We start from the raw sequence: 22734 nt of genomic DNA, 5'->3' as shown, positions 1-22734 counted from the left end.
TAACAAATTAAAAACCACGACTTCCAAAAAGGACGAAAATCGTGGTACCACCTTTGTTCGAAAAAAGACAGGGTCTCTTTTCCTCTTTTCCCGTAACGTGGGGAACGTCCAGTCTTACTGTTTTCAGACTGAATTCGTTGAGAGGATAATCTAACGACTAGGGATTGCAGGGCTCACACCATCTCCCGCTCGCTGAAAATATAGTTGGTTAGATTTTGTTCTCACATTTACTTTTATAGGATAAGAACAGATTCTTTGTTTGCATCTTCCTCAGTTGCTGCAGTAGCTTCTACGTCAACTGACTCTTCATGTTGTTCACTTTCATCTGTATGTTGATTTTGTTGAGCTTCAAACTCAGCTAATTCTTTATTTCCAGCCTCGATACGAGCTTGCAATTCAGCAACCTCTTCTGGTGTGAATTGACGAGTCATATCAATTGGCTCTTCCTCTGGTTGAGAAGGAATAGTTTCACCAAGAACTTCACCCACCACTTCTTTAAAGGCTTCATCGCTTGTTTGAAGATACGTTGCTGTTGGGCGAAGAATGTCTTCCCAATCAGATGACTCAACAATAGCCAATTGACTTTCAATCGTAGACTTGAGGCGTTGATGGAATACACGACTCTTGTTCTTCAACTCTTCTGTCTCAACAGCCACTTTCTTAGCGTTATCTGTTGCCTGACGAAGAATTTCATTTGCCTTGTATTTTGCTTCTTCAAGCAAACGCTGAGCGTCTTGTTCAGCTTGTTGAATAATATTGTTTGAACGTTCTTGAGCAGCCTGTTTGACACGCTCCGCAGTATCTTGAGCAATCAAAACTGATTGACTCAAGGAATCTTTCATCTCATCAAAGTAAGACAAACGTTCTTCCAAACTCTTAATGCGTGTCTCTTTATCATGATTGCTACGAACCAAATCTTCATAGTCACGAACAACGATATCAAGAAATTCATCTACTTCTTCTGGGTCAAAACCTCTAAATCTTGTACCAAAGGTTTTATCTTTAATTTCTAACGATGTAATTGGCATACTTTTCCTCACTTACTTAATAATAATTGAATGCTTAATTTTATCTTGTCTTTTTTTGTCTGTCCATTGTCTTTAACAACTTTTAGACGACCAAACTTTCTCACACTGATCAAATCTCCAACGGCAACCTGGTAATCAGATTTTTCAACCAGATGATAGTTCACCTGAACAGATTTTTTCTCAATCAGTTGACTAGTTTGATTTCTAGATAATTTCAAGGCACTTGATAAGAGGGCATCCAATCGAAAACTCGAAACTAAAATTTCTCGTTCTCTAAAGTCAATTTTAGATATAATCCTATCGGTAAAAGGACGTTCCTCCAGCGATACAGGAAGTCTGCCAATCCTTCTTATCCCATCCTGAAAAAGAGGAATAAAATCACGATTGACAAAAATCTGTGCTCTCTTTTCATCTACCAAGATATCACCAAATAATTTACGGTCAATTCCTAGCTGGTTGATGATTGTTCCCAATATTTTTCCATGGCTCAGCTGTTCAAACTTACTCGGATAGCAAATTTCCAACAAGGCCATTTCAAAATCTGATATTTCCGGTTCAAAGTAATCTGGATAGAGAAGAACACGAACCGACTCTGTCGGAAGAAAATCACCACTACTTTGGCAACCCAGTCCATATGTCCCAGCAAGCACCCTTAAAATCTGTTCTTGATGGGGATTGATAAAAGGAGTAAGCACCGGTACATATGTATCTTCTACCCGCCTTATCCACTCTAATCCCTTGTCAATAAAGGGAATATCATCTTGGGAAAAATGCTGATAAATGGATCGATTTACTGTCATAGTAATAGTACTAGTCGTGTTAAGATATTTCCAAGAAACTGGATTAGAATCAGCGCGACCCAAACCGTGAAATCAAGACCAGCAAATTGTAAATTGAGCTTACGAAGTGGCTCAATAACTGGACGAGCAAGTCTGATGACTAAGCGACCTAGTTGACTTTCATAGGCATTTGGAAACCATGAAAGAAGAGCAAATGCAACGAGAATGATGGAGTAAATGCTAACCGCATTTTGAATTAAACGGATTAAGAAAATCATTATCTTGCTCTATTTCGTTTAATATCAAAGCCGAACTCGGCACCTTGTGATTCATCTGGAAGTTTGATATCTTCAATATTCACGATAACGTTGACAGGCGTCAATAGATACATCGTACTCGCAACTTTTTTCATATTTCCAGCCAAGACGTGACGAGCTCCATCCAAGTAATCAAGGCAGCGACGCGCTTGTACTTCTGTCATGTATTGGAAATCAATCAAGATACTTTCATTTCCAGTTAACAAATCAACAATCTCAGTTGCATCCTCATACTTTCTTGGATAACGAACATCAATCGTCACTTTCTCATCTGAGTGATGGTTTTGCTTTGCCAACTCTTGTTGACGAGCATGGAGGCGAGTAATATTCGCATCTTTTACTGAGCCCGGCTGAGCAGATGCTGGTAATTCTTTAGAAGATGAGATGGCTGGGCTAACTGTTTCCTCTTGTTGAGTCTGGTAGTTAGTCACGTCTTCTCCATCTTCTGTAAAATAATCTATAAATTTATCGAATCTATCTTTTAAAGACATAGCTCTCTCCTATTTAAAAAATGCTGTACCGATTCGAACAAAGGTTGAGCCGAACTGAATCGCTTCTTTAAAGTCACGACTCATTCCCATGCTTAGCTCTGTCATCGGCATATTAGGGATTTGTTTTTCTCTAATTTCTGCTTGCAGAGCCTGCGTATCCTTGAAAATTTCTTTCAATTCATCACTGTCTGCCTCAAAAGGAGCCATGGTCATTAAACCAACATACTCAATCTGATCTAACTTAGCCAATTCTGGCAAAAGTTCTAGCAATTCTTCTTTTGAAAACCCATGCTTACTTTCTTCCCCAGAAATATTAACCTGCAAGAAACACTTGATAACATGATCTGTTCTCTTTTGAATTTCCTGGGCTAATTTTAGGGAGTCTAAAGCATGAAAGTAATCCACATATGGGATTACTTCTTTTACTTTCCGTCTCTGTAGTGTTCCTATTAAATGCCAAGTGACTGGGTAATCTTTCAAGGCCTGATATTTTTCTAAAAATTTATCAACCCGATTTTCACCGATATGATAGATGCCAAGCGGAAGCAAAGCTTCCGCTGTTTGTACATCTACATATTTTGTCACTGCGATTACTGAAACAGCATCTAGATTACGGTTGGCTTTTTGACTAGCATCAGCAATTTGCTGAAAAACTAATTCAGTATTTTTTTTCAAATTCATTGATTAACGATTTTTGAAGAATGGAGGTGTATCCAATTCATCCTCATCTTGTGAAACTGGTGTTTCAAAGCGTTCAACTGGTGAAACAACGGGATCTGTTTGGCGAACAATTGACTCACGGCGCAAGTCCCAATCTCCAAAAGCAGATGCTTGGTTGGTTTCAAAGCGACGCGGACTTGATTTAGGCAGTTCTGCTGTCTCTTCCAAGTCGAATTGACGGTCAAATGTGTGTGCTTGTGGAGTTTTAGTTGATGGTCGACCAACTGGTTGGTTGGTAGCAGACCCGACTACTTTTTCTAGTCGTTCTTGACGAACACCTGTCGCTACAACAGTCACACGGATTTCATCCTTCATGCTTTCGTCGATAGATGTTCCAAGCCAGATGTTTACACCTTTGCCAGCTGCTTGATTGACAATTTCTGAAGCTTCTTCTGCTTCAATCAAAGTCAAATCAAGACCACCAGTAACGTTGACAATCACATCCTCTGCACCATCTATAGTTGTTTCAAGAAGTGGAGAGTAAATTGCTTTACGCGCCGCTTCAACAACGCGTTCTTCACCACTACCGATACCGATACCCATAAGGGCATTCCCTTTGTTTGCCATTACAGTCTTCACGTCAGCAAAGTCAAGGTTAATCAATCCTGGGTTCGTGATCAAGTCAGTAATCCCTTGAACACCTTGGCGAAGAACGTTATCTGCTTCACTAAGAGCTTCAAGAAGCGGTGTTTTCTTGTCAACAATTTCAAGTAAGTTATTGTTAGAGATAATCAACAAAGTATCAACATGCTCGCGAAGTTCATTAATTCCTTCTACAGCGTACTGACCACGTTTGCTTCCTTCAAATCCGAAAGGACGTGTCACAACACCAACGGTAAGAGCACCAAGATCTTTAGCGATACGTGCAATAACAGGGGCAGCACCTGTACCAGATCCACCACCCATACCAGCAGTGATGAAGACCATGTCTGCACCGCTGATTGCTTCCGTCAAAGCTTCTTCGCTTTCTTCTGCAGCTTTACGTCCAACTTCTGGACGACCTCCAGCACCCAAACCACGAGTCAATTTGGGACCAAGTTGGATAACGGTTTCTGCTTTCGTACTGCTAAGTGCTTGTACATCAGTGTTGGCTGCGATAAATTCTACACCAGCAACACCTTCGTCAACCATGCGGTTGATGGCGTTACCACCACCACCACCGACACCAATTACCTTAATAACTGCGCCTTGAGCTGCTGCTGTATCAAATGAAAATGTCATAATTTCTTATCCTCTTTTATTCATCAAACATGCTTCCGATTAAACCACGGAAACGTTCTGTTAGCTTCGGTTTACTTTGAGAACTTGCTTGGAATTCTTCCTTGGGAGCAACTGGAGTTTCCTGTACAGTTTCAACTGGAGTTGGCTGTGTTGGGCTTGGTTGTGCCACAGGATTCAAACGTTGATTTGGGATGCCAAAGTTGATTGGTTTTTGACGAAGGAATTCATCTCCTTTAACTGCTTTTTGAGCAAGAAGATTGACTTCAGTCAATTTACCAGCAAACTCAGATAAACTAATCACGTGAGCAAATGCAGGGTTGCGAATTCCAACCTGATTTGGAACATAGAGTTTTACTCGAACACCAAATACTTCTTGGGCTAATTCAACAACACCCGGCAAAATTGCATTTCCACCGATAAGGACGATACCTCCTGGCAAATCCAACAAGTGTCTTCTTTCCAACTCTTGTTTGATTTGGTCAAAGATATGTTTGATGCGTGCTGAGATAATTTCTGCCAAGTAGCTTTCTGTCACTTCAACAGGTTCTACTTCGCCAATTACTTCAACTTGGAAAGTTTCATTACTTGCTAGCGGAACATAAGCTTCACCATAGTTCAGTTTCAAACTTTCTGCAATCTTTTGAGATGTTTTCAAGACTTTAGAAATGTCTTTTGTAACGTAATCTCCACCTTCTTGGTAGATGTTGGTGAATTGCAATTCTTGGTTGCGGATAGTCGCTACAGTAGTCTGACCTCCACCCATGTCAATGACAGTTGCACCAAATTCACGTTCGCCTTCATTGAGAACTGAGTTCACAATCGCCAAAGGTGAAATAATCACATTATCAACCTGGATACCTACACGTTCGACCGTCTTACGAAGATTGTGTAGAATCGTACGAGGACCTGTGTAAAGCAGACCACGCATTTCCAATCGAACACCCATCATACCACGAGGGTCACGAATTCCTTGGAAACCATCCACGATGAATTCTTCTGGAATAAAGGTAATCACTTCACGATCAGGAGTCATGCTCTTTGTCAAAGCTGATTTAACAACATCTTCAACATCCTGATCTGTGATTTCTTTTGTATCTGATGTTACAGGAATCATTCCTTGTGTTGGTTCGACCTGCAGAAGATTTGCTGGAAGACCAACGTTGACAGACTTGATAGAAATGCCTGCTTTCTCTTCTGCCTGTGTGATTGCGGATTTGATTGCCGAAGCAGCCGCTTCAATATCAACAATAATTCCGTCTTTTACACCTTTACTTTTGGCATTACTAACACCAATTACATTTACTTCGCCATCTCTATGCTCAGCAACTAACACCTTAATGGAGCTAGTTCCGATATCCAAGCCTGTAAAAAAACCATCTCTAGTCATTACATCGCATCCTCTCTATCTTCCAAGTTTCTCACTTCTATTTAATAACTATGTTTGGGCATAGCTATTCAAAGAATATTATAACACAAAAAAACTAATCATGCTTAGTTTTTCGTAAATTTCCTGCATGTTTTTTGAGAACATATTAGAAAATTTTTCTTCTGGAAAAAGTTTTTGATGTTCTTGTCAACAATTCGATAATATTTATAACCCATCAAAAAAAGAAGGTCTTTTTAGACCTTCTCTTGAATAAATTCTTCCGATTTTTGCTGTAAAAAAATCTCTAGCAATTTTGCTGTTACGCAAATTGCTATCACGATAACGCTCGAAACAATAAGGTAATTCAAAAGTTGTCCGTGATTTCCAACAAGTGGCGGTCTCGTTAAGAAACCATAATCCCCACTGACAACTAAATTAACAACCCATATCAGAGCGTTCAAGGTGAAGGTAATCACCGCTACATTTTTGAAGTTGAGCAGGGAAGCTTCATAATTCTTAAACAAGTATAGGAGCGCATTCCCCAAAAGTGCCACGTGCCCGATGATAAAGGACAGGATGGTCACGTGCGGAAACGGATAAGGGTCAAAGAGTGGGTAAGCCAGAGCAACGGTTGCTCCAAAAGTTCCTAGAAGGGCAAAGTATTGCTTGTACTTGGAAGTCCCTGGTATCAATAGCATAACAAACATGGCGATACGGCAATGATAGAAGGGTAAACTTTCTGACAGGGGCAGATGGTTCCCCCAATACCAGCTATACAGAACAATCAGTTGAACAGATTGAAGAATCTGAATAAATCGTTGGTAAGCCACTTTGTCACGAAAACGATAAGAAGCGTAGAAAGTAAAGGCCAGTATACATAACAAACCAATATACCAGTGGAGTTCAAACTGGGGCGGTTCTGATATCTGCGTGGTAAATAATTGATCCCACAAATTCATATTCTATTCCTCATTCATCTAGCCAGAGGCGGTAAAAAATTCACTTTCTCCAGCTTTTAAATTTTTTGAAAAAACTTGATTCTATACTATTCATAGAACACTTGCGTCTTAAATTCGCAACCTATTATATCATTTGTATTGCAGAAATGCACCTTACAGATACCCTTTTTTGATTTGTCAACTTCTCTAGCATAAACTAATCAACATATTGGTCTCTTTGTCCTTTATAAACTTGCCAAAGAATCTCCATTTGCTCCTTGGTGATGCGTTTTTCAGATAAGAATGGCAATTGGTCAATGGCAAAAAATTGAAGCTCAGCAATTTCTTGATTCTCTTGAAATTGTCCATCAAGAAGTTGGCATTCAAAGACAAACTTTGCATATTGTTTGCTCTGTAGTTGGAAACGATTGGTGTCAAAAACTGCAAGTAACCTTTCAGCTTTTGCTGTAAAGCCGGTTTCTTCTTCAATTTCCTTAAGAATATTTTCGGTTGGAGAATAGCCAACTTCACCAAAACCACCTGGCAAAGCCCAACTATCCTCCCCTTTTCCTCTAACTAAACAGACTTTTTCATCCTCAACAATCCAAGCACGGACGTCCATCAGAGGAGTTGCATAAGCGGACGTTGGTTTCAAGACTTCTGCCACTTCTTCTGCATCGAGGTCTGATACCTGATTCAACATTTCAGATAACAGGCTTCGCAAGTCCTCGTAACGCTCGCGGTCAAAAGGATCTTTTGTAAAGGTTAATCCAGTATCTGTAATGGCAATCATTCTTTGAAGATACTTGGCAAAATCACTTGCATTCATTTTCTAAACTTTCGACCAACTTAGCTAGATTCATAGAGTTAGAGCCTTTGAGCAAAATTTGGTCATTGGCACCGAGACTTTCCTTGACCTGCTTTATCATAGCCTCAAATTGATCTTCGTCAGCTGTTTTTTTGAAGTAGAAAACGTGACCGATTGGGAACATTTGACTAGCAAGTTGGGCCAATTCAGCGATGTCTTCTCCATAGAAAATAAGGGTATCCAGTACATCTGGGGAAAGGCTCAAAATCATCTGGTTATGGAGTTGAACAGACTGGTCACCAAGTTCCTTCATGTCTGCTAGAACAGCAATTTTCTTACCTCCTTCGTTAGCTGGAATGGCAGAGAATGTCTCCAAAATCAACTTCATAGCAGTGGGATTGGCATTGTACACATCTGACAAGATATCTGCTCCATTAGCTGCTTTCTTCCACTCAGTACGATTACGGGTCAATTCAAGATTTTGGAAAGCTAAGCGAATTTGCTCCTCTGAAACTCCTTCTTGCAAGGCAACATAGGATGCAATCATGGCATTGGTAGCATTGTACTTACCAGTCACTGGTAAATCAAGAGTTTGATTCAAGAAATTAGCCTTAAAGGTCAGACTATCCTTGCGTTCGACCAAGTCTGTGATTTCCAACTCTGCCCCTTGCCCAAAACGGACCACTTTTTTATCTGTAGGCAAGTAGTCCTCTACGATCGGGTCAGCTGGTACCAAGAGCAAGGAACCTGGTGCCATACCATCAGCAATTTGCATCTTCCCTTTAGCAATCTCTGAACGGTCTTTGAAAAAGGCCAAATGAGCTTCTCCAACCAAGGTCACGATGGCTGTCTTAGGATGAGCCAATTCAGACAAGAGATGGATATCTCCCAAGTGATCCTGTCCCATCTCCAAGACCAACTTTTCTGTCCCCTCAGGCATGTGAAGAACCGTGTAGGGAAGGCCAATCTCGTTATTGTAATTGCCTTGGGTTTTGTAGGTCTTGTAGGTTGTTGATAGTAAATGTGCCAACATATCCTTGGTCGTTGTCTTGCCATTTGAACCTGTAACAGCAAAGACATCGACCGCTGTTTTTTCAAGATAGTAGGCGGCTAGGGTTTGAAAGGCAGTCAACACGTCGTCTACTAGAATGTAAGGATGATTTGCAACCTCTTTCTCAGACAAGGTTACTACCGCACCATTTTCAAAAGCTGTTTCGATAAAGTCATGACCGTCACGCGCACCTTTTAGGGGCACAAATAAGTCCCCTGCAGCAATCAAACGACTGTCAAACTCAGCTTTTTCTAACTGAGCATCCGCAAAAAGACTAACATCATTTTTAGCTCCAACAGCTTGGGCGACTTCATGGATTGTTAATTTCATTTCTACTCCTTTAAAAAGGGTTGAAGTCCGAGAACTCTAATCACCTACAGTGACGATTCCGGCTTCTACCCCTCTCTTCCATCTTTATAGCAAATGCGCTTCGTGCTTGTTAAAGCTCTCCTTAGCAAGGTCAACCAAACGCTCGATTAGTTCTGGGTAGCTGATTCCCATATTGTCCCAAAGTAGTGGGTACATAGACCACTTGGTAAAACCTGGCATGGTATTGAGCTCGTTTAGGAAAACCTCGCCCTTATCTGTATAGAAGAAATCACAACGAGATAGACCAAGGCCACCGATCGCACGGAAGGCAGTTTCTGCATTTTGACGCATGACAGCTACTACATCATCACTAATCTTGGCTGGGATGTCCATGGTAATCTTGTTGTCAATATACTTGGCATCGTAGTCGTAGAAAGCAACGTCCTTGACCACTTCACCAGGAAGCGTGCTCTTAACATCGTAGTTTCCCAAGAGACCAACCTCGATTTCACGGGCATTCACTCCTTGCTCAACCAAGACACGGCTGTCATATTGGAAGGCAAGTTCCAAAGCTTGACGGAGTTCTTCTTGGTTTTCAGACTTAGAAATACCGACACTTGAACCCATGTTTGACGGTTTCGTGAAGACTGGATAAGTCAATTTTTCTTCAACTTCAGCGATTTTAGCAGTCACATCGTCCCCTTCGACAATGGCCACATAAGGAACTTGGGCAATCCCAGCAGACTCCAAGACTCGCTTAGTCGTGATTTTATCCATGGCAAGGCTGGATGACAAGATATTGCAACCGACATAAGGCATTTTCAAAACTTCTAAAAATCCTTGAACAGATCCGTCTTCTCCCATCGGTCCATGAAGAACTGGAAAGACCACAGCGCCTTCTTCGTAGATAGCACTTGGCGCGATTTTCTTGTCCCAGTCAATCGTCGCATTGGTCATAAGACGATCCTCTTGACCTGGAGTCTGGCTAAATTCTTGCGTTTTGATAAAGTCACCTGACTGGCTGATGAAGAAAGTCTTGACTGTGAAACGATCGTAGTTGACCGCACGCATCACACTCTCAGCTGAAAGGACAGAGACTTCACGCTCTGCACTTCGTCCACCGTATAAAAGAATAATCGTTTGTTTCATATTATTTGTTCCAATTCTAATAGAATACTCGTTCTTTAGTATATCATATTTGCTTCTTTTTTGAAACTTGAACATGGTACTAGAATTTAAGAGAGATAAAAAGAGACCGTTAACATCAAATTCGGTCTCCTTGCTTTTTAACTAAATGAATTGAATTCGTAAACTTGTCCAAACTTACAACTCTGTCCGATTTTCAATGGCTCGTAAGAGTGTGACTTCATCCGCATATTCGATATCTGCCCCCACGGCCAGGCCTCGTGCCAGGCGAGTGACCTTGATACCAGCTGGTTTGAGCAAACGAGAGAGATACATGGATGTCGCTTCTCCATCCGCTGTCGCATTGGTTGCCACAATCACCTCTGAAACCTCACTATCCATGAGACGAGTCATGAGGCTCTTGAGGTTGATATCGTCTGGACTGATACCATTCATAGGAGAAATGAGACCGTGCAAGACATGATAGAGTCCGTGGTATTCTTGGATATTTTCCATAGCAGCCACATCGCGACTATCCTCTAGCACCAAGATGGTTGTCTGGTCTCGAGTCGGATCTGTACAGATCGAGCAAGGGTCATCATCCGTCAAGCGACCACAGATGGAACAATAGGTCAATTCCCGCTTGGCAGATAGAAGGTTTTTGGCAAATTCATTGACATCGTCATCAGACATTCCAATGGTATAAAAGGCGAGACGAGTAGCCGTTTTGATCCCGATACCTGGTAACTTTGAATAGCTATCAATTAACTTGGCAATAGGTGTTGGATACAGCATAAGTTCCTTTCTAATTCATTGGATGTTGTTGATTATAAAGATTGATGATATCACGCGCAATTGAAGGTCCGACACCATTTGTTAGGTTGGTGTTGTGAGGAAAGACGACTGCGACCGCGATTTGAGGATTATCAGACGGAGCATAAGCAACTGCGTTGGTATTATTGGCTTTTTGACCACCATTGACATAACTTTCGGCAGTACCTGTCTTCCCACTGATGGAAACGGATGAGCCATTTGAAAAGGCACGACCAGTTGTTAGAGCGCTCGTTCCATGCGAAACTTGATAGAAACCTTGGTGCAAGAGAGCCATATCCGCTTCTGAGATATTGATCTTGTTCAGTTCCTTGGTGGCTGTTTCTTGAACTAGATTGCCTAAGCCACCTTGTTCATTGTTTCCATAAACTCCCTCAACGATGTGAGGAGCCAATCGTACGCCATTGTTTGCAATGGTTGCGACATACTGGGCTAACTGCATAGGTGTGTAGTTATCAAACTGGCCAAAGGCGTTATTAATATAGTTGGCCAAATCAAATTCTTTTGGTGTAAATCCTGTAGATTCATCTGGGAGGTCAATCTCTGTTGAAGCTCCAAGTCCATATTCCCCAAAGGTTGATCGCAACTTGCCCATTGCAGTTTCTAACTGATCAGTTGCGACTATCATATTTGGCTGGTAGGACTGCCCCATGATCCCTAGCGCAGTCTGAACCATGTAGGTATTAGAAGAGTACTCTAGAGCCTCAACTGCTGTGATAGGGAAGGAGCCATAGGACAAGGTATACCATGAATTGATCGGAGCCGAACCTTGGAAAACAATCGGCTGATCTGTCAAGGTTTGATTGCCTGACAAGACCCCGTTTTCCCAACCAGAGCTAAGGGTTGCTGCCTTAACGACAGATCCTGGAACAAAGACATTGGTTATCGTTCCAAGTGAATCTGAACTTAATTCACCGGATTCGACATCATGCTTGACACCCGACATAGCTAGAACTGCACCGGTTTTAGGATTGAGGGCTACAGCGTAGACTCCTTCAGAGTATTTGGCTCCACCGTTACCCAACTCTGAGTTGAAGTAGCTCTTGAGTAGGTCATCTACACCATTCTGGAAAGTTAGGTCAATTGTTAGTTTGATGTTGTTTCCTTTGCTTCCTTCTTCGACATTTTCTACACTTTCCATATTTCCGTGTTTGTCAAGGTGGATTTCCTTGACGGAGCGTTTGCCTTGAAGAACATCTTCATATTGCTTTTCAAGATAGGAAGTTCCCACTCGGTCATTGAGAGAATATCCTTTTTTCAAATAAGCGTCCACTTCCTCCGCTGGAAGACCTGATTTTTCACTTGATACACTACCTACAATTGAAGACAAAGAAGTGTCTAGGACTTTTCTATCCCATGAGGTTGAAATACTGATACCTGGTAATTCCTTGGATGCTGATGCAACGAGAGCAACTTGGGTATCATTCAAGGCATCCGTAGAAATGGTTCCTGTCGCAAAATTTTCAACGGCATTGAGCTGACTAAAGAGATAGATTTCCTTTTTCTGGTCATCTGTATAATTGAGTTGACTCACGTCAATACTTTCAACTGCATTATTGTAGAGAGTTGCTTCTGATAAACGATTTCCATCTGAATCCAGGCGTTTATCACTTGGTAAGGATTCGACTGTTTTTTTGTAAACGTCCTGGTCCGCCAAGTAGTAGTCTGCAATCTGACGGTCTGTCAAATTAGGGGAGGTCACATTCACATATGTGAGAAGTTTCTTGGCTGTCTCCTTCAATTCTGCTGCTGTCATTTTATTGTTTCGTGTGAAAGAAACAACCTGCTTGACAGTGTTTTCTACCAAGGGTTTCCCTGCCGCATCATAGATCTGTCCACGAGCTGAACTGGTTGTTACCCTTGTTTGGCTGGCTGAGGCCAATTTTGTTTCATAGAAATCTTTATTGAGCACCTGCATATATAACAATCGACCAATAATGGCCATAAACAACAGGATAACAATGGCAAACAGTAAATTAAGCCGAATAGGAATCGAATGGCTATTGAATTTTCTCATACAACTAAGACTCTTTTCTAGAAAAATTTCCGATTTTCACCTTTATTTACATATAAAATAATAGAGCAAACAGGTGATGTTCAGTACATTTCATTGTACCATATTTTACGGAGAAACTCTTGGAAAAGTCGAAGCATTTTTTGACTTTTAACTGAAAATGCCTTTTTATTTGGTTATCCTATTTTCTATGATATAATGATAGTAATAGTTAGGAAAGCGTTAACTTTTAAGACTTTGACTCATAAAAAGGAGCCTCATGAACAAGCCAGATATCGCAACCATAATCGACCTCCATTTTGAAGAATTAACCGAGCTCGAGCAAGAAATCGCTCGCTATTTTTTGCAAGCTGAAACGATCCAAGATGATCTCTCTTCTCAGCAAGTTACCCAGAAATTACATATCTCCCAAGCAGCCTTGACCCGCTTTGCCAAAAAGTGTGGTTTTACAGGCTACCGAGAGTTCGTCTTTCAATACCAGCATCAGGCTAGTAAACCGGACACTCATTCACACAAACACAGTCCTTTGACTAAACGTGTTTTGCGAAGCTACAGTATCATGCGAGAACAAACGAAGGATTTGATTGACGAAGAACAACTGGAGCGCGTTGCCCAGTTAATCGAAGATGCTGAGCGTGTCTACTTCTTTGGAACAGGCAGTTCCGGTCTTGTCGCTCGTGAAATGAAATTGCGTTTCATGCGTCTGGGTGTGGTCTGTGAAGCCTTAACCGATCAAGACGGCTTTGCATGGACGACCAGCATCATGGATGAAAATTGTTTGGTGCTCGGCTTTTCTCTATCTGGCACTACCCAATCCGTTCTAGATAGTTTGCTGGATGCCAAGGACATGGGAGCCAAGACCATTCTCTTTACCAGTTCTCCTAGCAAAGACTGTCAGGCCTACACCGAAACAGTCCTAGTCGCAAGTCATAGCCAATCTTCTTACATCCAGCGTATTTCCGCTCAACTCCCTATGCTCTTTTTAACAGATTTGATTTATGCCTACTTTTTAGAAATCAATCGTGAGAGCAAGGAAAAAATCTTTAATAGCTATTGGGAAAATAAAAAACTCAACGGCTATCGTAGACAAAAACGCGCTAGAAAATCCTAGTTTGGTTGGACCAAACTAGGATTGTTTTGTTTTGAAATGATAATAAGCTCATAAGTGATCTTTCCAATCTTTCTCTTTGAGCTAATGCCGTTTTTATCCTTATTTTTCAGTTCTTCCATAAATTCTCCTTTCCGTTTTTTGGATTTTTGACAACAAAAAAGGAAGTATCGGCTACTTGCTTTTACTTCCTCTTCAATGGTTTTATTTAATTGTTTCGCTTCTACAAACCGAGATTTGAATATATGAGTATAAAGATCTTATATTTTAATAATGACTCTAATTAAACCAGTGGATTAAATGTCTAATATTTCTAAAATCTCTCCATTTTTATATTTTAATTCTATTTTTTCAATCAGTTCTTTTCCTAAATGTTTACTAAAGGTGCTTAGTTCTGAAGAAATCTCAAAAATAATATCATGTTCAACATTATCTGGAATAAAATCTGAATTATAACTATCTTTATTTGACCAATAATTCCAATTTACATCCGTTCTTTCATAATAAACATAATTTTGTTTTCTTGTAACATATACTCTTTTATTAGTTAATTTTCTTCCGTCTTCAGATTTGAAAAAATCAGAATATAATTTCAAGCCTTCAAATTGCTTATATTCTCTGATTTTATTATTTGAAACGTTTAATTTTATTTCTTTATATTCCATAAATTACCTCCATATATTCAAAAATTGGACAAAAGTGAAAATCAAGGAACCCAAGGAAAACAAATTCTAATTTGTCAATTTCTTATCCATCCTATTATATCACTTTTTTCTTCTTGATTTAAGTTTTAGTATTTAGAAACAAAGTAGAGTGCTTGCACCGTCTTCTAAGGCTATCTCCTCTCATATATTTTTCGATGGTAGAAATTCTGCTCCTATCGTTCTTTTTTTGTAATTCTCTTTGTCTTTCCACTACTTTTCATATACTTGACAGTTTTTCTATCATCAAAAAAAGAATTAAGCAAAACATTTTTCACTCAACTAGTGATTAAGTGTTCTGCTTAATTCTATAATTCCAAACTAGGATTGTTTTGTTTTGAAATGATAATAAGCTCCCAACATACCTGCCGTATTTTGGTGATAGGCAAATTCTAATCGTGTTTTTTCAGCTAGGCTTGGCACCAAGGCCGCCTTCAAGGCTGTGCGAATCTTTGGTTTGAGGATAGCCTCTTGCCCCATGATACCGCCACCGAGAATGACCACTTCTGGATTGGCAACGAAGCAAATATTTGCCAGACCTTTTCCAAGGTAATCTACCATGCGGTCAATGCCAGCCATACAGATCTTGTTTCCTTCTGTGGCCTCCTTGAAGATGCGTCGCCCATTCCACTGGTCAACTGGTTCTCCATGACCTGCTGCCACATATTCTACCAAGGCTGTCGTAGAAGCCAAATCTTGGAAAGCCCCATCCTGCATATGCATATAACCGACTTCACAGGCAGAATTGCTAAATCCATGAAAAACTTTCCCATCCATAATCAAGCAACCACCGATACCTGTTCCAATGGTCAAACAAAGTGTCACACTCGCTCCCTTGCCTGAACCAGATACTGCCTCAGCAAGACCTGCACAGTTGACATCATTTTCAATTTCGCAAGGAATATTAAAGCTAGTCTCGATTTCCTTCTTGAACTGAGTTCCTGCATAGTTCGGGATTTGAGGTCCCGCATAGAAGATTTCACCCTTGTCAGGATCCACCATTCCTGCAGAAGAAATGGCAACACCTGCTACTGGGCCCTTTTCTAAATAGCTGGCTACGATATCTTTTGTCTTTTGTAAGATATGGGATCCACCCTTATATGCCTCAGTTGGCATTTCATGCGATTCAACAAGTTGGCCTTCTTGGTCAATTAAACCATATTTGATGTTGGTTCCGCCAATATCAATTGCAACGTAGTGTGTCATAAATACCTCCTTATGGATTAGAGGAAGCGCTCCTTGGTTTCACGAATCAAGGCTGCAGCTGCTTCTACAACTGGGCGATCTTCTTCAGTTACTGGTGTCAATGGTGAACGAACTGAACCAATGTTCAAACCTTCATTGATCTTCAAAACTTCTTTGATGACACAGTACATATTTCCATGTGCAGCAGTCAATTTACCGATGATTGCATTGATAGCGTATTGCAATTCACGCGCTGTTTCCAAGTCTTTTTCAGCAATCAACTCATTGAGTTTCAAGAAGAGTTCAGGCATCGCACCATATGTACCACCGATACCAGCTTTAGCGCCCATGAGGCGGCCACCTAGGAACTGTTCATCTGGACCGTTAAAGACGATACGGTCTTCTCCTCCAAGGCTGACAAAGGTTTGGATATCTTGAACTGGCATAGAAGAGTTCTTAACACCGATAACACGAGGATTCTTCAACATTTCAGTATAAAGACTTGGAGTCAAAGCAACTCCTGCCAATTGAGGAATGTTATAAATCACGTAGTCTGTGTTTGGAGCTGCAGAACTGATATCGTTCCAGTATTTGGCAACTGAGTATTCTGGCAAGCGGAAGTAAATCGGCGGAATCGTTGCAATGGCATCTACACCCAAACTTTCTGCGTGGCGAGCAAGTTCCATACTGTCTTTGGTATTGTTGCAAGCTACGTGAGCGATGATAGTCAATTTGCCCTTGGCAACTGCCATGACTTCTTCCAAAATCAATTTGCGATCTGCCACACTTTGGTAGATACATTCACCAGAAGAACCATTGACATAGAGACCTTGAACTCCCTTATCAATGAAGTATTGAACCAAGGCACGCGTACGCTCTGGACTGACTTCTCCTTGATCATCATAACATGCGTAGAAGGCTGGAATGACACCTTCGTATTTTTTTAAATCTGACATAGATTTTCTCCTAAGATTTCTTTTTTCTGCTAAGAGCAGTTCTATTTTTTACAAGTTTAGTATACACCTTGTGAAAATCGCTTTCAATATCTTGTATACACTTAGATTTTAGTTTCTACTTGTATTTTAGAAACTGTAACGATTGAAAGTAGTTTCAGAAACGAGCCATCCTACTGGTATTTGGCGAAGATTTTCTCCATCAATCCTGCTTGGAGAAAGACTAGCAAACCAAAACCAAAGAGGATAAAGGCCGATCCACCCAAAAGGAGAGTGAAGGCGGATAGATAAAGAACCATCACAATAAGAAAGAGAATGGCTAACATGAGGAAGAACCATGGAAAGTTAAAACTTGCCAAGATAAGCCCTTTTTGCAGCACTTCTTTCCATGACAAATCATAGCGCGCAGCGATGGGATAACTAGCCAACATCACGAGAGTAAGGAAGATGAGAATCCCCAAACAAATAGCTTTCACAATCTGGAAAGGCAAAGCAGTCTGTCCCCAGAAGAGATAGAGGTCTAGAAGGCTTAATGACACAATGCCCAACTCTATCAGACCCAACTGAAGCCCCAGTTTCAGATTTTGCTTGAAGGCTCTTAGATAAGTTCTAAAGACTGGTACCCGTCTGCTTCTCTTAATCTCAAACATGGTTTCATAAAGGCTGATTTTCGCCACTCCAATCGTTACGATGGGCAAACAAGAGACGACAAAAAGAAGATTGACTGTGACGATATCCAAAACCTTCTCACTGAAACGCATGAGAAAATTATCTGTATCAAATGCTGCCTTGATAAGGCTTACTCCTTTTTGTGCCATGTTTGCTCCTCCTGATTCTTTTAATCAATCAAAATTTTAAAGAGATACTTGCGAACTTTTTCTTCCATACCTGCATAGCCATTTGGCTGATGCGGTTCTCCTGGGAAGAAAATCGCAAAATTGTGATAACCCAACAAGAGTGGGTAGCGTTCATGACAATGAACAAAGCCAATGTCACTCGCTTCGTCGAATGCTACCGCTTCGTCTTTGATACGTGAACCGTAGCTCGAATATTCATGTCCTTCTACCAGCAAATGCAAGTCTGCATAGTTCTTATGATGCTCAAATTGATCATTTTCAGCTTGATTGAGGACATTTTCCTGAACAACTAGAAAGACCTTGTCCCCGTCAATCTCATACTTACCGAGTTCGAAAGAATCCTTACGGTGCTGATAGAGATAGTCGATAGCCTTGTCTAGATTGGGATGGATTCCTTTGTAAAAGGCGATGTTTTTCAAATCGTCAAAAATCATACTGTTTCCTTCGTTTCTGATAGTTAACTAAAATCATAAATTAAGTTGATAAGTGTCTGACAAAACTTCACGAAGTAACTGCATACTCTCCATTTTGTAGACACTTATAACTCTGTATTCTCTTATACTCAATGAAAATCGAAGAACAAACTAGGAAGCTAACCGCAGGCAATACTTAAGTATGGCAAGGTGATGCTGACGTAGTTTGAATTCGATTTTCGCAGAGTATTATCCTTTAACAGCTCCCATAGTAATACCCTGAGTGAAGGATTTTTGGAAGACTAAGAAGACTGTTACGATTGGCACGGCTGCAAGAGCTGCACCCGCCATGATCAAACCATAGTTGGTCGCCATTTCGGCCTGCATGGTCGCAACCCCGAGTGAGATAGTCAAGTTTTGACGTGAAGTCAACATAACCAACTGCATGAAGTAGTCGTTCCAAGTATTGATGAAGGTAAAGATTGCAAGGGCTGCAAATCCTGGTTTCACAATAGGGAAGGCTACGCTCCAGAAGGTACGAATTTCACCACAACCGTCGATTTTAGCTGATTCAAGCAATTCTGTCGGGATATTTTCACTGAATTGTTTCATAAGGAAGACCCCAAACGGCCATCCGATCAAAGGCAAGATAACTGCCCAGAGAGTATCGTGAATTCCCATGAAGTTGACGATACGTACCAATGGTACAAGGACAACTTGTTTTGGAAGTGCCATAGCAGCGATAAAGACTGCAAAGAGGATGCGTTGACCATAAAAACGTTTTTTAGCCAAGACATAACCTGCTAGAGAAGAGGTTGCACAGACTAAGAACATGGTTACCAGTGAGATAAATACAGAGTTCCACATCCACTGCATGGCAGGGTTTTGCACCATGAGTTGTTGGAAGTTTTCCATTGTTGGAGCTTTAGGGAACCATTGTGGTGGAATCATAATAGTATCCGGTTGTGATTTGAAGGCCCCTGTCAAGATCCAGTAGAATGGAAAGATGAACAGTACGGTCAACAAGAGCAAGATAATCGTTGAAATAACAGTAAAAGCTGTTAAGGGTTTCTTTTGTGTAGGTTGCATAACTGTCTCCTTTCTTTAGTATTCTACGTCGTTTCCGAGGATCTTGAATTGAGCAAAGCTGACAATGGCAATCATCACTGCCAAGAAGACACCGATGGTATTGGCATAGCCGTATTCTGTCAATTGGAAGGCTTTTTCGTAAAGGTAGTACATCAAGGTACTTGTTGAATAGTTTGGACCACCAGAAGTCAAGAGCTGAATCAAAGCGAAACATTGGAATGAGTTGATGGTTGTGATGATCGCGATGTAAAGAGTTGTTGGAAGAAGGCTAGGCCATTTGATCTTCCAGAAAACTTGAAATTCAGTCGCACCGTCAACACGCGCTGCTTCAACAAGTGAGTTATCAATATTCCCCATAGCAGCGATATAAAGGATAATCGGTTGACCAACAGATGTTGTCAAAAGGATAATCATAATCGCTAGCAAAGCCCAGTTTTTGTCACCCAGCCAAGAAATGTTTTGGCTGATGATGTGGCTTGACTTAAGGACAAAGTTTAAAATCCCTGATAGTGGATCATAGATCCATTTCCATACAACCGTTACGGCAACACTACCTGTAACTACAGGAAGGAAGAAGACGAAACGATAAAAAGAACGGGCAATGGCATTTTGATGATAGGTTTGAGATGCTACAAAGAGAGAGAAGAGAACCACAATCGGAACAGATCCAATAACCAGGATAACGGTATTGATCAAAGACTTCACAAAGACAGGGTCTTTAAACATGCGAATGTAGTTGTCCAAGCCCACAAACTCAAATTTAGTCATGGAGTAGTTAAAGAAACTTGTAATGAATCCCATAATCATAGGAGCCAAGACAAAGATGACAAAGAAGAATAACACTGGTGCTAGGAAAGCGTAGGAAATCACTGTTTCCCGCATACGAATTTTATTGACTTTCACAGTCGGCACCTCTCTTTCAAATAGAATAGTTTTTGATTTTCTTGAACTGTTTTAAAACCAAAATGAAATTTTTTAAGATTCGCTTATGTAAGAACTTCATTTTAATTTCGTGACAGTTCCTTACATTTCAAACAAAAGTCCCCCTTTTCTTACACCGTGGTGCTCAGGGAAAAGGGGGGAATCAATCTGACTTAGTGCTTATTGTTTTGTAGCTTTTTTGATGGTTTCATTAGCTTTTTCAGTGAAGGCTTTCAAAGCATCCGCTGGTTTTTCATCACCATTTGATACAGATTGCAACATTGGGAACCAAAGTGTTCTCATTTCAGCAAATCCATCGATAGTGTTGTAGTATGGTGAGTAGTATTTAGTCCAGCTGCTGATTGTTTCCATACGTTTGTCATCATAAAGTTTGCCAAATGATGTACGAACTGGGAAGGCACCTGTACGAACAACGTCTTTAGGCCCCCATTCTTTGTCATCTGCGATGAATTGAACGAATTTCTTAGCAGCTGCGATTTTCTTGTCGTCTTTGTTGTTAAATACTGCAAATCCATTTACAAGGTATTCAAGAGCTGGCTTACCAGAGTCTGATGGGAATGGTACTTCTACCACATCTACCTTACTTGCTTCCAAGAGTTTCGCTTGGATACCGTTTTGAGCTGGTGCCCAAAGGATTGTGTATGAAGTTTGACCGTTGGCAAAGTTTTGGATATCTGCTCCACCATCAAATTGTGAACCGTTGTTCAACAAACCGTCTTTAATCCAGCTAGCAGCTTTTTCAAGACCTTTGACGAATTTAGGATCGTCTGTTGTATATTTGGTTACGTCTTTGTCTGTTACAGAACCGCCATAAAGGTTTGCAACGAAGGCACGTGTTCCTTGGTCTCCCCCTTGACCAGAACTGAACAATGAACCTGGTGTATAGCCTTTATCTTTAAGCGCTTTCAAAACTTTTTCAAAGTCATCAGTTGTCCAACCTTCTTTTACAAGGTTTGCAACTCCAGCATCTTCCAACATTTTCTTGTTCATAGCCATGTAGAATGGAGCAGAACTGATTGGATACATGTAAGCTTTGTCGCCAGCCTTACTTGCTTGTACGATGTTTTCGTTGTTAACATCTTTGACGAATTCGTCTGTGAAGAGGTCGTTCAACTCAGCCAATTTACCATTTTTACCGTATTGGATGATACGTCCTGGTGCGTCAAAGAGTACGTCTGGCGCTGTTCCTGCTTCGATGGCTGTTGTGATTTTTTCAGGACCTGACTTGAAGTCGATGGTTTCCAATTTCACTTTTACATCTGGATTTGCTTTTTCGAAAGCTTCGATGATTGATTTTTCATAAGTTCCAACACCGTCACCCGTTTTTTCTTGTGTGAAGACTGGGAATGCCCACCAAGTGATTTCTGTTTTTCCGCTATCGCTACCAGAATTTCCAGCATCTTTACTTCCACCAGAGTTACCACAAGCCGCAAGGCCAAGAATCGCAGCACCCGCAAGTACTGTACAAGCTAGTTTTCTAAATTTCATTTGTATTCTCCTAATTGATAAGCGTATCCATATTGGATAATGAGCAAGTTTATATTTGTATACGTTTTCATTTCATCCGACGCATCGACCACTCTCCTCTTTTTTGAGATTGTGTTATTTAAGACCGGCAACAAAGCGTTCCGTAATCTCTTTTGGTCTAGTAATCGCTCCACCAACAACGATACCTCGCACCCCATATTCAAGGATTTGCTTAGCTTGTTCTGGTGTGTGAATCTTCCCTTCAGCGATGACATCCACGCCGGCATCGCAGAGTTTTTTGATCAGTTCAAAGTCTGGACCATCTACCTTAGGACTATAAGAGGTATAACCTGATAGGGTTGTTCCAACAAAATCAACACCTGCCTCAACTGCTGCTATTCCTTCTTCAAAGGTACTGGTATCAGCCATTAAGAGTTGATGCGGATATTTTTCTTTGACTTGTCGGATAAAGTCTTGGATTTTCAAACCGTCGTAACGTTCACGTTTGGTACAATCCAGAGCAATGACCTCAATATCTAGTTCAGCCAGTTCATCCACTTCTCTCATCGTAGCTGTAATGAAAGGCTCCTGTGGCGGATAGTCACGTTTGATAATCCCGATAATTGGGAGTTTCGTAACCTCCTTGATCTCCTTGATATCGCGAACACTGTTTGCTCGGATACCGACTGCTCCACCTTGCTCAGCCGCTTTGACTAGCAAGGGAATGACTCCTCCCGCTTCTGTATAAAGCGGTTCGTGAGGAAGTGCCTGGCAAGAGACAATGATTCCATCTTTGATTTGTTCAATCAAGGCTTCTTTGCTGATCTGTGGCATCCTCTTTCCTCCCTTTCTTGTTCTTATGGGCTTATTATATATTATTTGTTAAGCGCTTTCAATAGCTTGTAGTAGAATAGATTTCAGTTTCAAAAGTATTTTATAGAACAGCCGTTCCTGAAAGTAGTTTCAGGCCTCTTATGATTTCGAATCAACCTGAATGTCATCAAAAAAGATAGCAGGCTTG

24 protein-coding genes are annotated in these 22734 nt (G+C 40.9%); 1 reads left to right on the top strand and 23 read right to left on the bottom strand.

Annotated features, from left to right (window positions below; all coding sequences use genetic code 11):
• Nucleotides 1–233: 233 nt before the first annotated feature.
• The 13 genes from PG086_RS07210 to pbp2b all read right to left on the bottom strand — a co-directional run bounded on the left by PG086_RS07210 (nucleotide 234) and on the right by pbp2b (nucleotide 13001).
• Nucleotides 234–1028, bottom strand: coding sequence for a DivIVA domain-containing protein (locus tag PG086_RS07210; protein ID WP_001123193.1), 795 nt, complete (start codon nucleotides 1026–1028; stop codon nucleotides 234–236).
• Between the two features lie 8 nt (nucleotides 1029–1036).
• A complete protein-coding gene (locus PG086_RS07205) occupies nucleotides 1037–1828 on the bottom strand; it encodes an RNA-binding protein (protein ID WP_007521218.1) in 792 nt (263 codons plus the stop codon).
• Entirely contained in the window at nucleotides 1825–2085 is a 261-nt protein-coding gene (locus tag PG086_RS07200; protein WP_000576502.1) for a YggT family protein, read from the bottom strand. Before PG086_RS07200 ends, PG086_RS07205 begins: the two co-directional genes overlap by 4 nt.
• Nucleotides 2085–2615: a cell division protein SepF gene (locus PG086_RS07195; protein ID WP_000053358.1), complete on the bottom strand. Its 531-nt coding sequence runs from the start codon at nucleotides 2613–2615 to the stop codon at nucleotides 2085–2087. The genes PG086_RS07200 and PG086_RS07195 overlap by 1 nt, the downstream gene beginning before the upstream one ends.
• A gap of 9 nt (nucleotides 2616–2624) precedes the next feature.
• A complete protein-coding gene (locus tag PG086_RS07190) occupies nucleotides 2625–3296 on the bottom strand; it encodes a YggS family pyridoxal phosphate-dependent enzyme (protein ID WP_007521215.1) in 672 nt (223 codons plus the stop codon).
• Nucleotides 3297–3299: 3 nt separating this feature from the next.
• Nucleotides 3300–4556: a cell division protein FtsZ gene (ftsZ, locus tag PG086_RS07185; protein WP_000144258.1), complete on the bottom strand. Its 1257-nt coding sequence runs from the start codon at nucleotides 4554–4556 to the stop codon at nucleotides 3300–3302.
• 16 nt (nucleotides 4557–4572) lie between these two features.
• Nucleotides 4573–5943 carry a cell division protein FtsA gene (ftsA, locus tag PG086_RS07180; RefSeq protein ID WP_270748378.1) on the bottom strand — a complete coding sequence of 457 codons (1371 nt, stop codon included), beginning with the start codon at nucleotides 5941–5943 and terminating at the stop codon, nucleotides 4573–4575.
• Nucleotides 5944–6176: 233 nt separating this feature from the next.
• Entirely contained in the window at nucleotides 6177–6881 is a 705-nt protein-coding gene (locus tag PG086_RS07175; RefSeq protein ID WP_270748376.1) for a TIGR02206 family membrane protein, read from the bottom strand.
• A gap of 196 nt (nucleotides 6882–7077) precedes the next feature.
• A complete protein-coding gene (locus tag PG086_RS07170; protein ID WP_270748374.1) occupies nucleotides 7078–7689 on the bottom strand; it encodes an NUDIX hydrolase in 612 nt (203 codons plus the stop codon).
• Nucleotides 7676–9049, bottom strand: a complete 1374-nt coding sequence (locus tag PG086_RS07165) for a UDP-N-acetylmuramoyl-tripeptide--D-alanyl-D-alanine ligase (RefSeq protein WP_270748373.1) — start codon at nucleotides 9047–9049, stop codon at nucleotides 7676–7678. Before PG086_RS07165 ends, PG086_RS07170 begins: the two co-directional genes overlap by 14 nt.
• Before the next feature lie 84 nt (nucleotides 9050–9133).
• Nucleotides 9134–10177, bottom strand: a complete 1044-nt coding sequence (locus PG086_RS07160) for a D-alanine--D-alanine ligase (protein ID WP_270748372.1) — start codon at nucleotides 10175–10177, stop codon at nucleotides 9134–9136.
• A 174-nt stretch (nucleotides 10178–10351) separates the two neighbouring features.
• The gene (recR, locus tag PG086_RS07155; protein ID WP_000966754.1) at nucleotides 10352–10948 is read right to left on the bottom strand and encodes a recombination mediator RecR; all 597 of its coding nucleotides are present in this window, start codon (nucleotides 10946–10948) and stop codon (nucleotides 10352–10354) included.
• A gap of 10 nt (nucleotides 10949–10958) precedes the next feature.
• Entirely contained in the window at nucleotides 10959–13001 is a 2043-nt protein-coding gene (gene pbp2b, locus PG086_RS07150; protein ID WP_268703710.1) for a penicillin-binding protein PBP2B, read from the bottom strand.
• A 256-nt stretch (nucleotides 13002–13257) separates the two neighbouring features.
• Between pbp2b and PG086_RS07145 the strand changes: the two genes are divergently transcribed.
• Complete coding sequence (locus tag PG086_RS07145; RefSeq protein WP_270748367.1) at nucleotides 13258–14109, top strand: MurR/RpiR family transcriptional regulator; 852 nt, start codon at nucleotides 13258–13260, stop codon at nucleotides 14107–14109.
• On the opposite strand, the gene PG086_RS07140 is transcribed toward PG086_RS07145, so the two are convergent.
• The 10 genes from PG086_RS07140 to PG086_RS07095 all read right to left on the bottom strand — a co-directional run bounded on the left by PG086_RS07140 (nucleotide 14106) and on the right by PG086_RS07095 (nucleotide 22547).
• Nucleotides 14106–14228: a hypothetical protein gene (locus tag PG086_RS07140; protein ID WP_009730439.1), complete on the bottom strand. Its 123-nt coding sequence runs from the start codon at nucleotides 14226–14228 to the stop codon at nucleotides 14106–14108. The two genes, PG086_RS07145 and PG086_RS07140, sit on opposite strands and share 4 nt — an antisense overlap.
• Before the next feature lie 174 nt (nucleotides 14229–14402).
• On the bottom strand, nucleotides 14403–14771 hold the full coding sequence (locus PG086_RS07135; RefSeq protein ID WP_057489331.1) for an EXLDI protein: 369 nt from the start codon (nucleotides 14769–14771) through the stop codon (nucleotides 14403–14405).
• Between the two features lie 357 nt (nucleotides 14772–15128).
• On the bottom strand, nucleotides 15129–16013 hold the full coding sequence (locus tag PG086_RS07130) for an ROK family protein (RefSeq protein WP_109290168.1): 885 nt from the start codon (nucleotides 16011–16013) through the stop codon (nucleotides 15129–15131).
• A gap of 17 nt (nucleotides 16014–16030) precedes the next feature.
• The gene (locus PG086_RS07125; protein WP_270748356.1) at nucleotides 16031–16948 is read right to left on the bottom strand and encodes a dihydrodipicolinate synthase family protein; all 918 of its coding nucleotides are present in this window, start codon (nucleotides 16946–16948) and stop codon (nucleotides 16031–16033) included.
• Nucleotides 16949–17118: 170 nt separating this feature from the next.
• Nucleotides 17119–17763, bottom strand: a complete 645-nt coding sequence (locus PG086_RS07120) for a YesL family protein (protein WP_270748355.1) — start codon at nucleotides 17761–17763, stop codon at nucleotides 17119–17121.
• Between the two features lie 20 nt (nucleotides 17764–17783).
• Complete coding sequence (locus tag PG086_RS07115; RefSeq protein ID WP_000575430.1) at nucleotides 17784–18236, bottom strand: YhcH/YjgK/YiaL family protein; 453 nt, start codon at nucleotides 18234–18236, stop codon at nucleotides 17784–17786.
• A gap of 228 nt (nucleotides 18237–18464) precedes the next feature.
• Nucleotides 18465–19304 (bottom strand): carbohydrate ABC transporter permease, encoded by an 840-nt coding sequence (locus PG086_RS07110; protein WP_001183240.1) that lies wholly within the window; start codon nucleotides 19302–19304, stop codon nucleotides 18465–18467.
• 15 nt (nucleotides 19305–19319) lie between these two features.
• Nucleotides 19320–20186 (bottom strand): carbohydrate ABC transporter permease, encoded by an 867-nt coding sequence (locus tag PG086_RS07105; RefSeq protein WP_161801140.1) that lies wholly within the window; start codon nucleotides 20184–20186, stop codon nucleotides 19320–19322.
• 219 nt (nucleotides 20187–20405) lie between these two features.
• Entirely contained in the window at nucleotides 20406–21734 is a 1329-nt protein-coding gene (locus tag PG086_RS07100; RefSeq protein ID WP_270748351.1) for an ABC transporter substrate-binding protein, read from the bottom strand.
• A gap of 114 nt (nucleotides 21735–21848) precedes the next feature.
• A complete protein-coding gene (locus PG086_RS07095; RefSeq protein ID WP_057489326.1) occupies nucleotides 21849–22547 on the bottom strand; it encodes an N-acetylmannosamine-6-phosphate 2-epimerase in 699 nt (232 codons plus the stop codon).
• Nucleotides 22548–22734: the final 187 nt, after the last annotated feature.

Source organism: Streptococcus halitosis, assembly GCF_027691175.1.
Lineage (GTDB): Bacteria > Bacillota > Bacilli > Lactobacillales > Streptococcaceae > Streptococcus > Streptococcus halitosis_A.
Note: the sequence above shows the minus strand (reverse complement) of the source record. Positions and strands in the feature narration are given on the sequence as shown.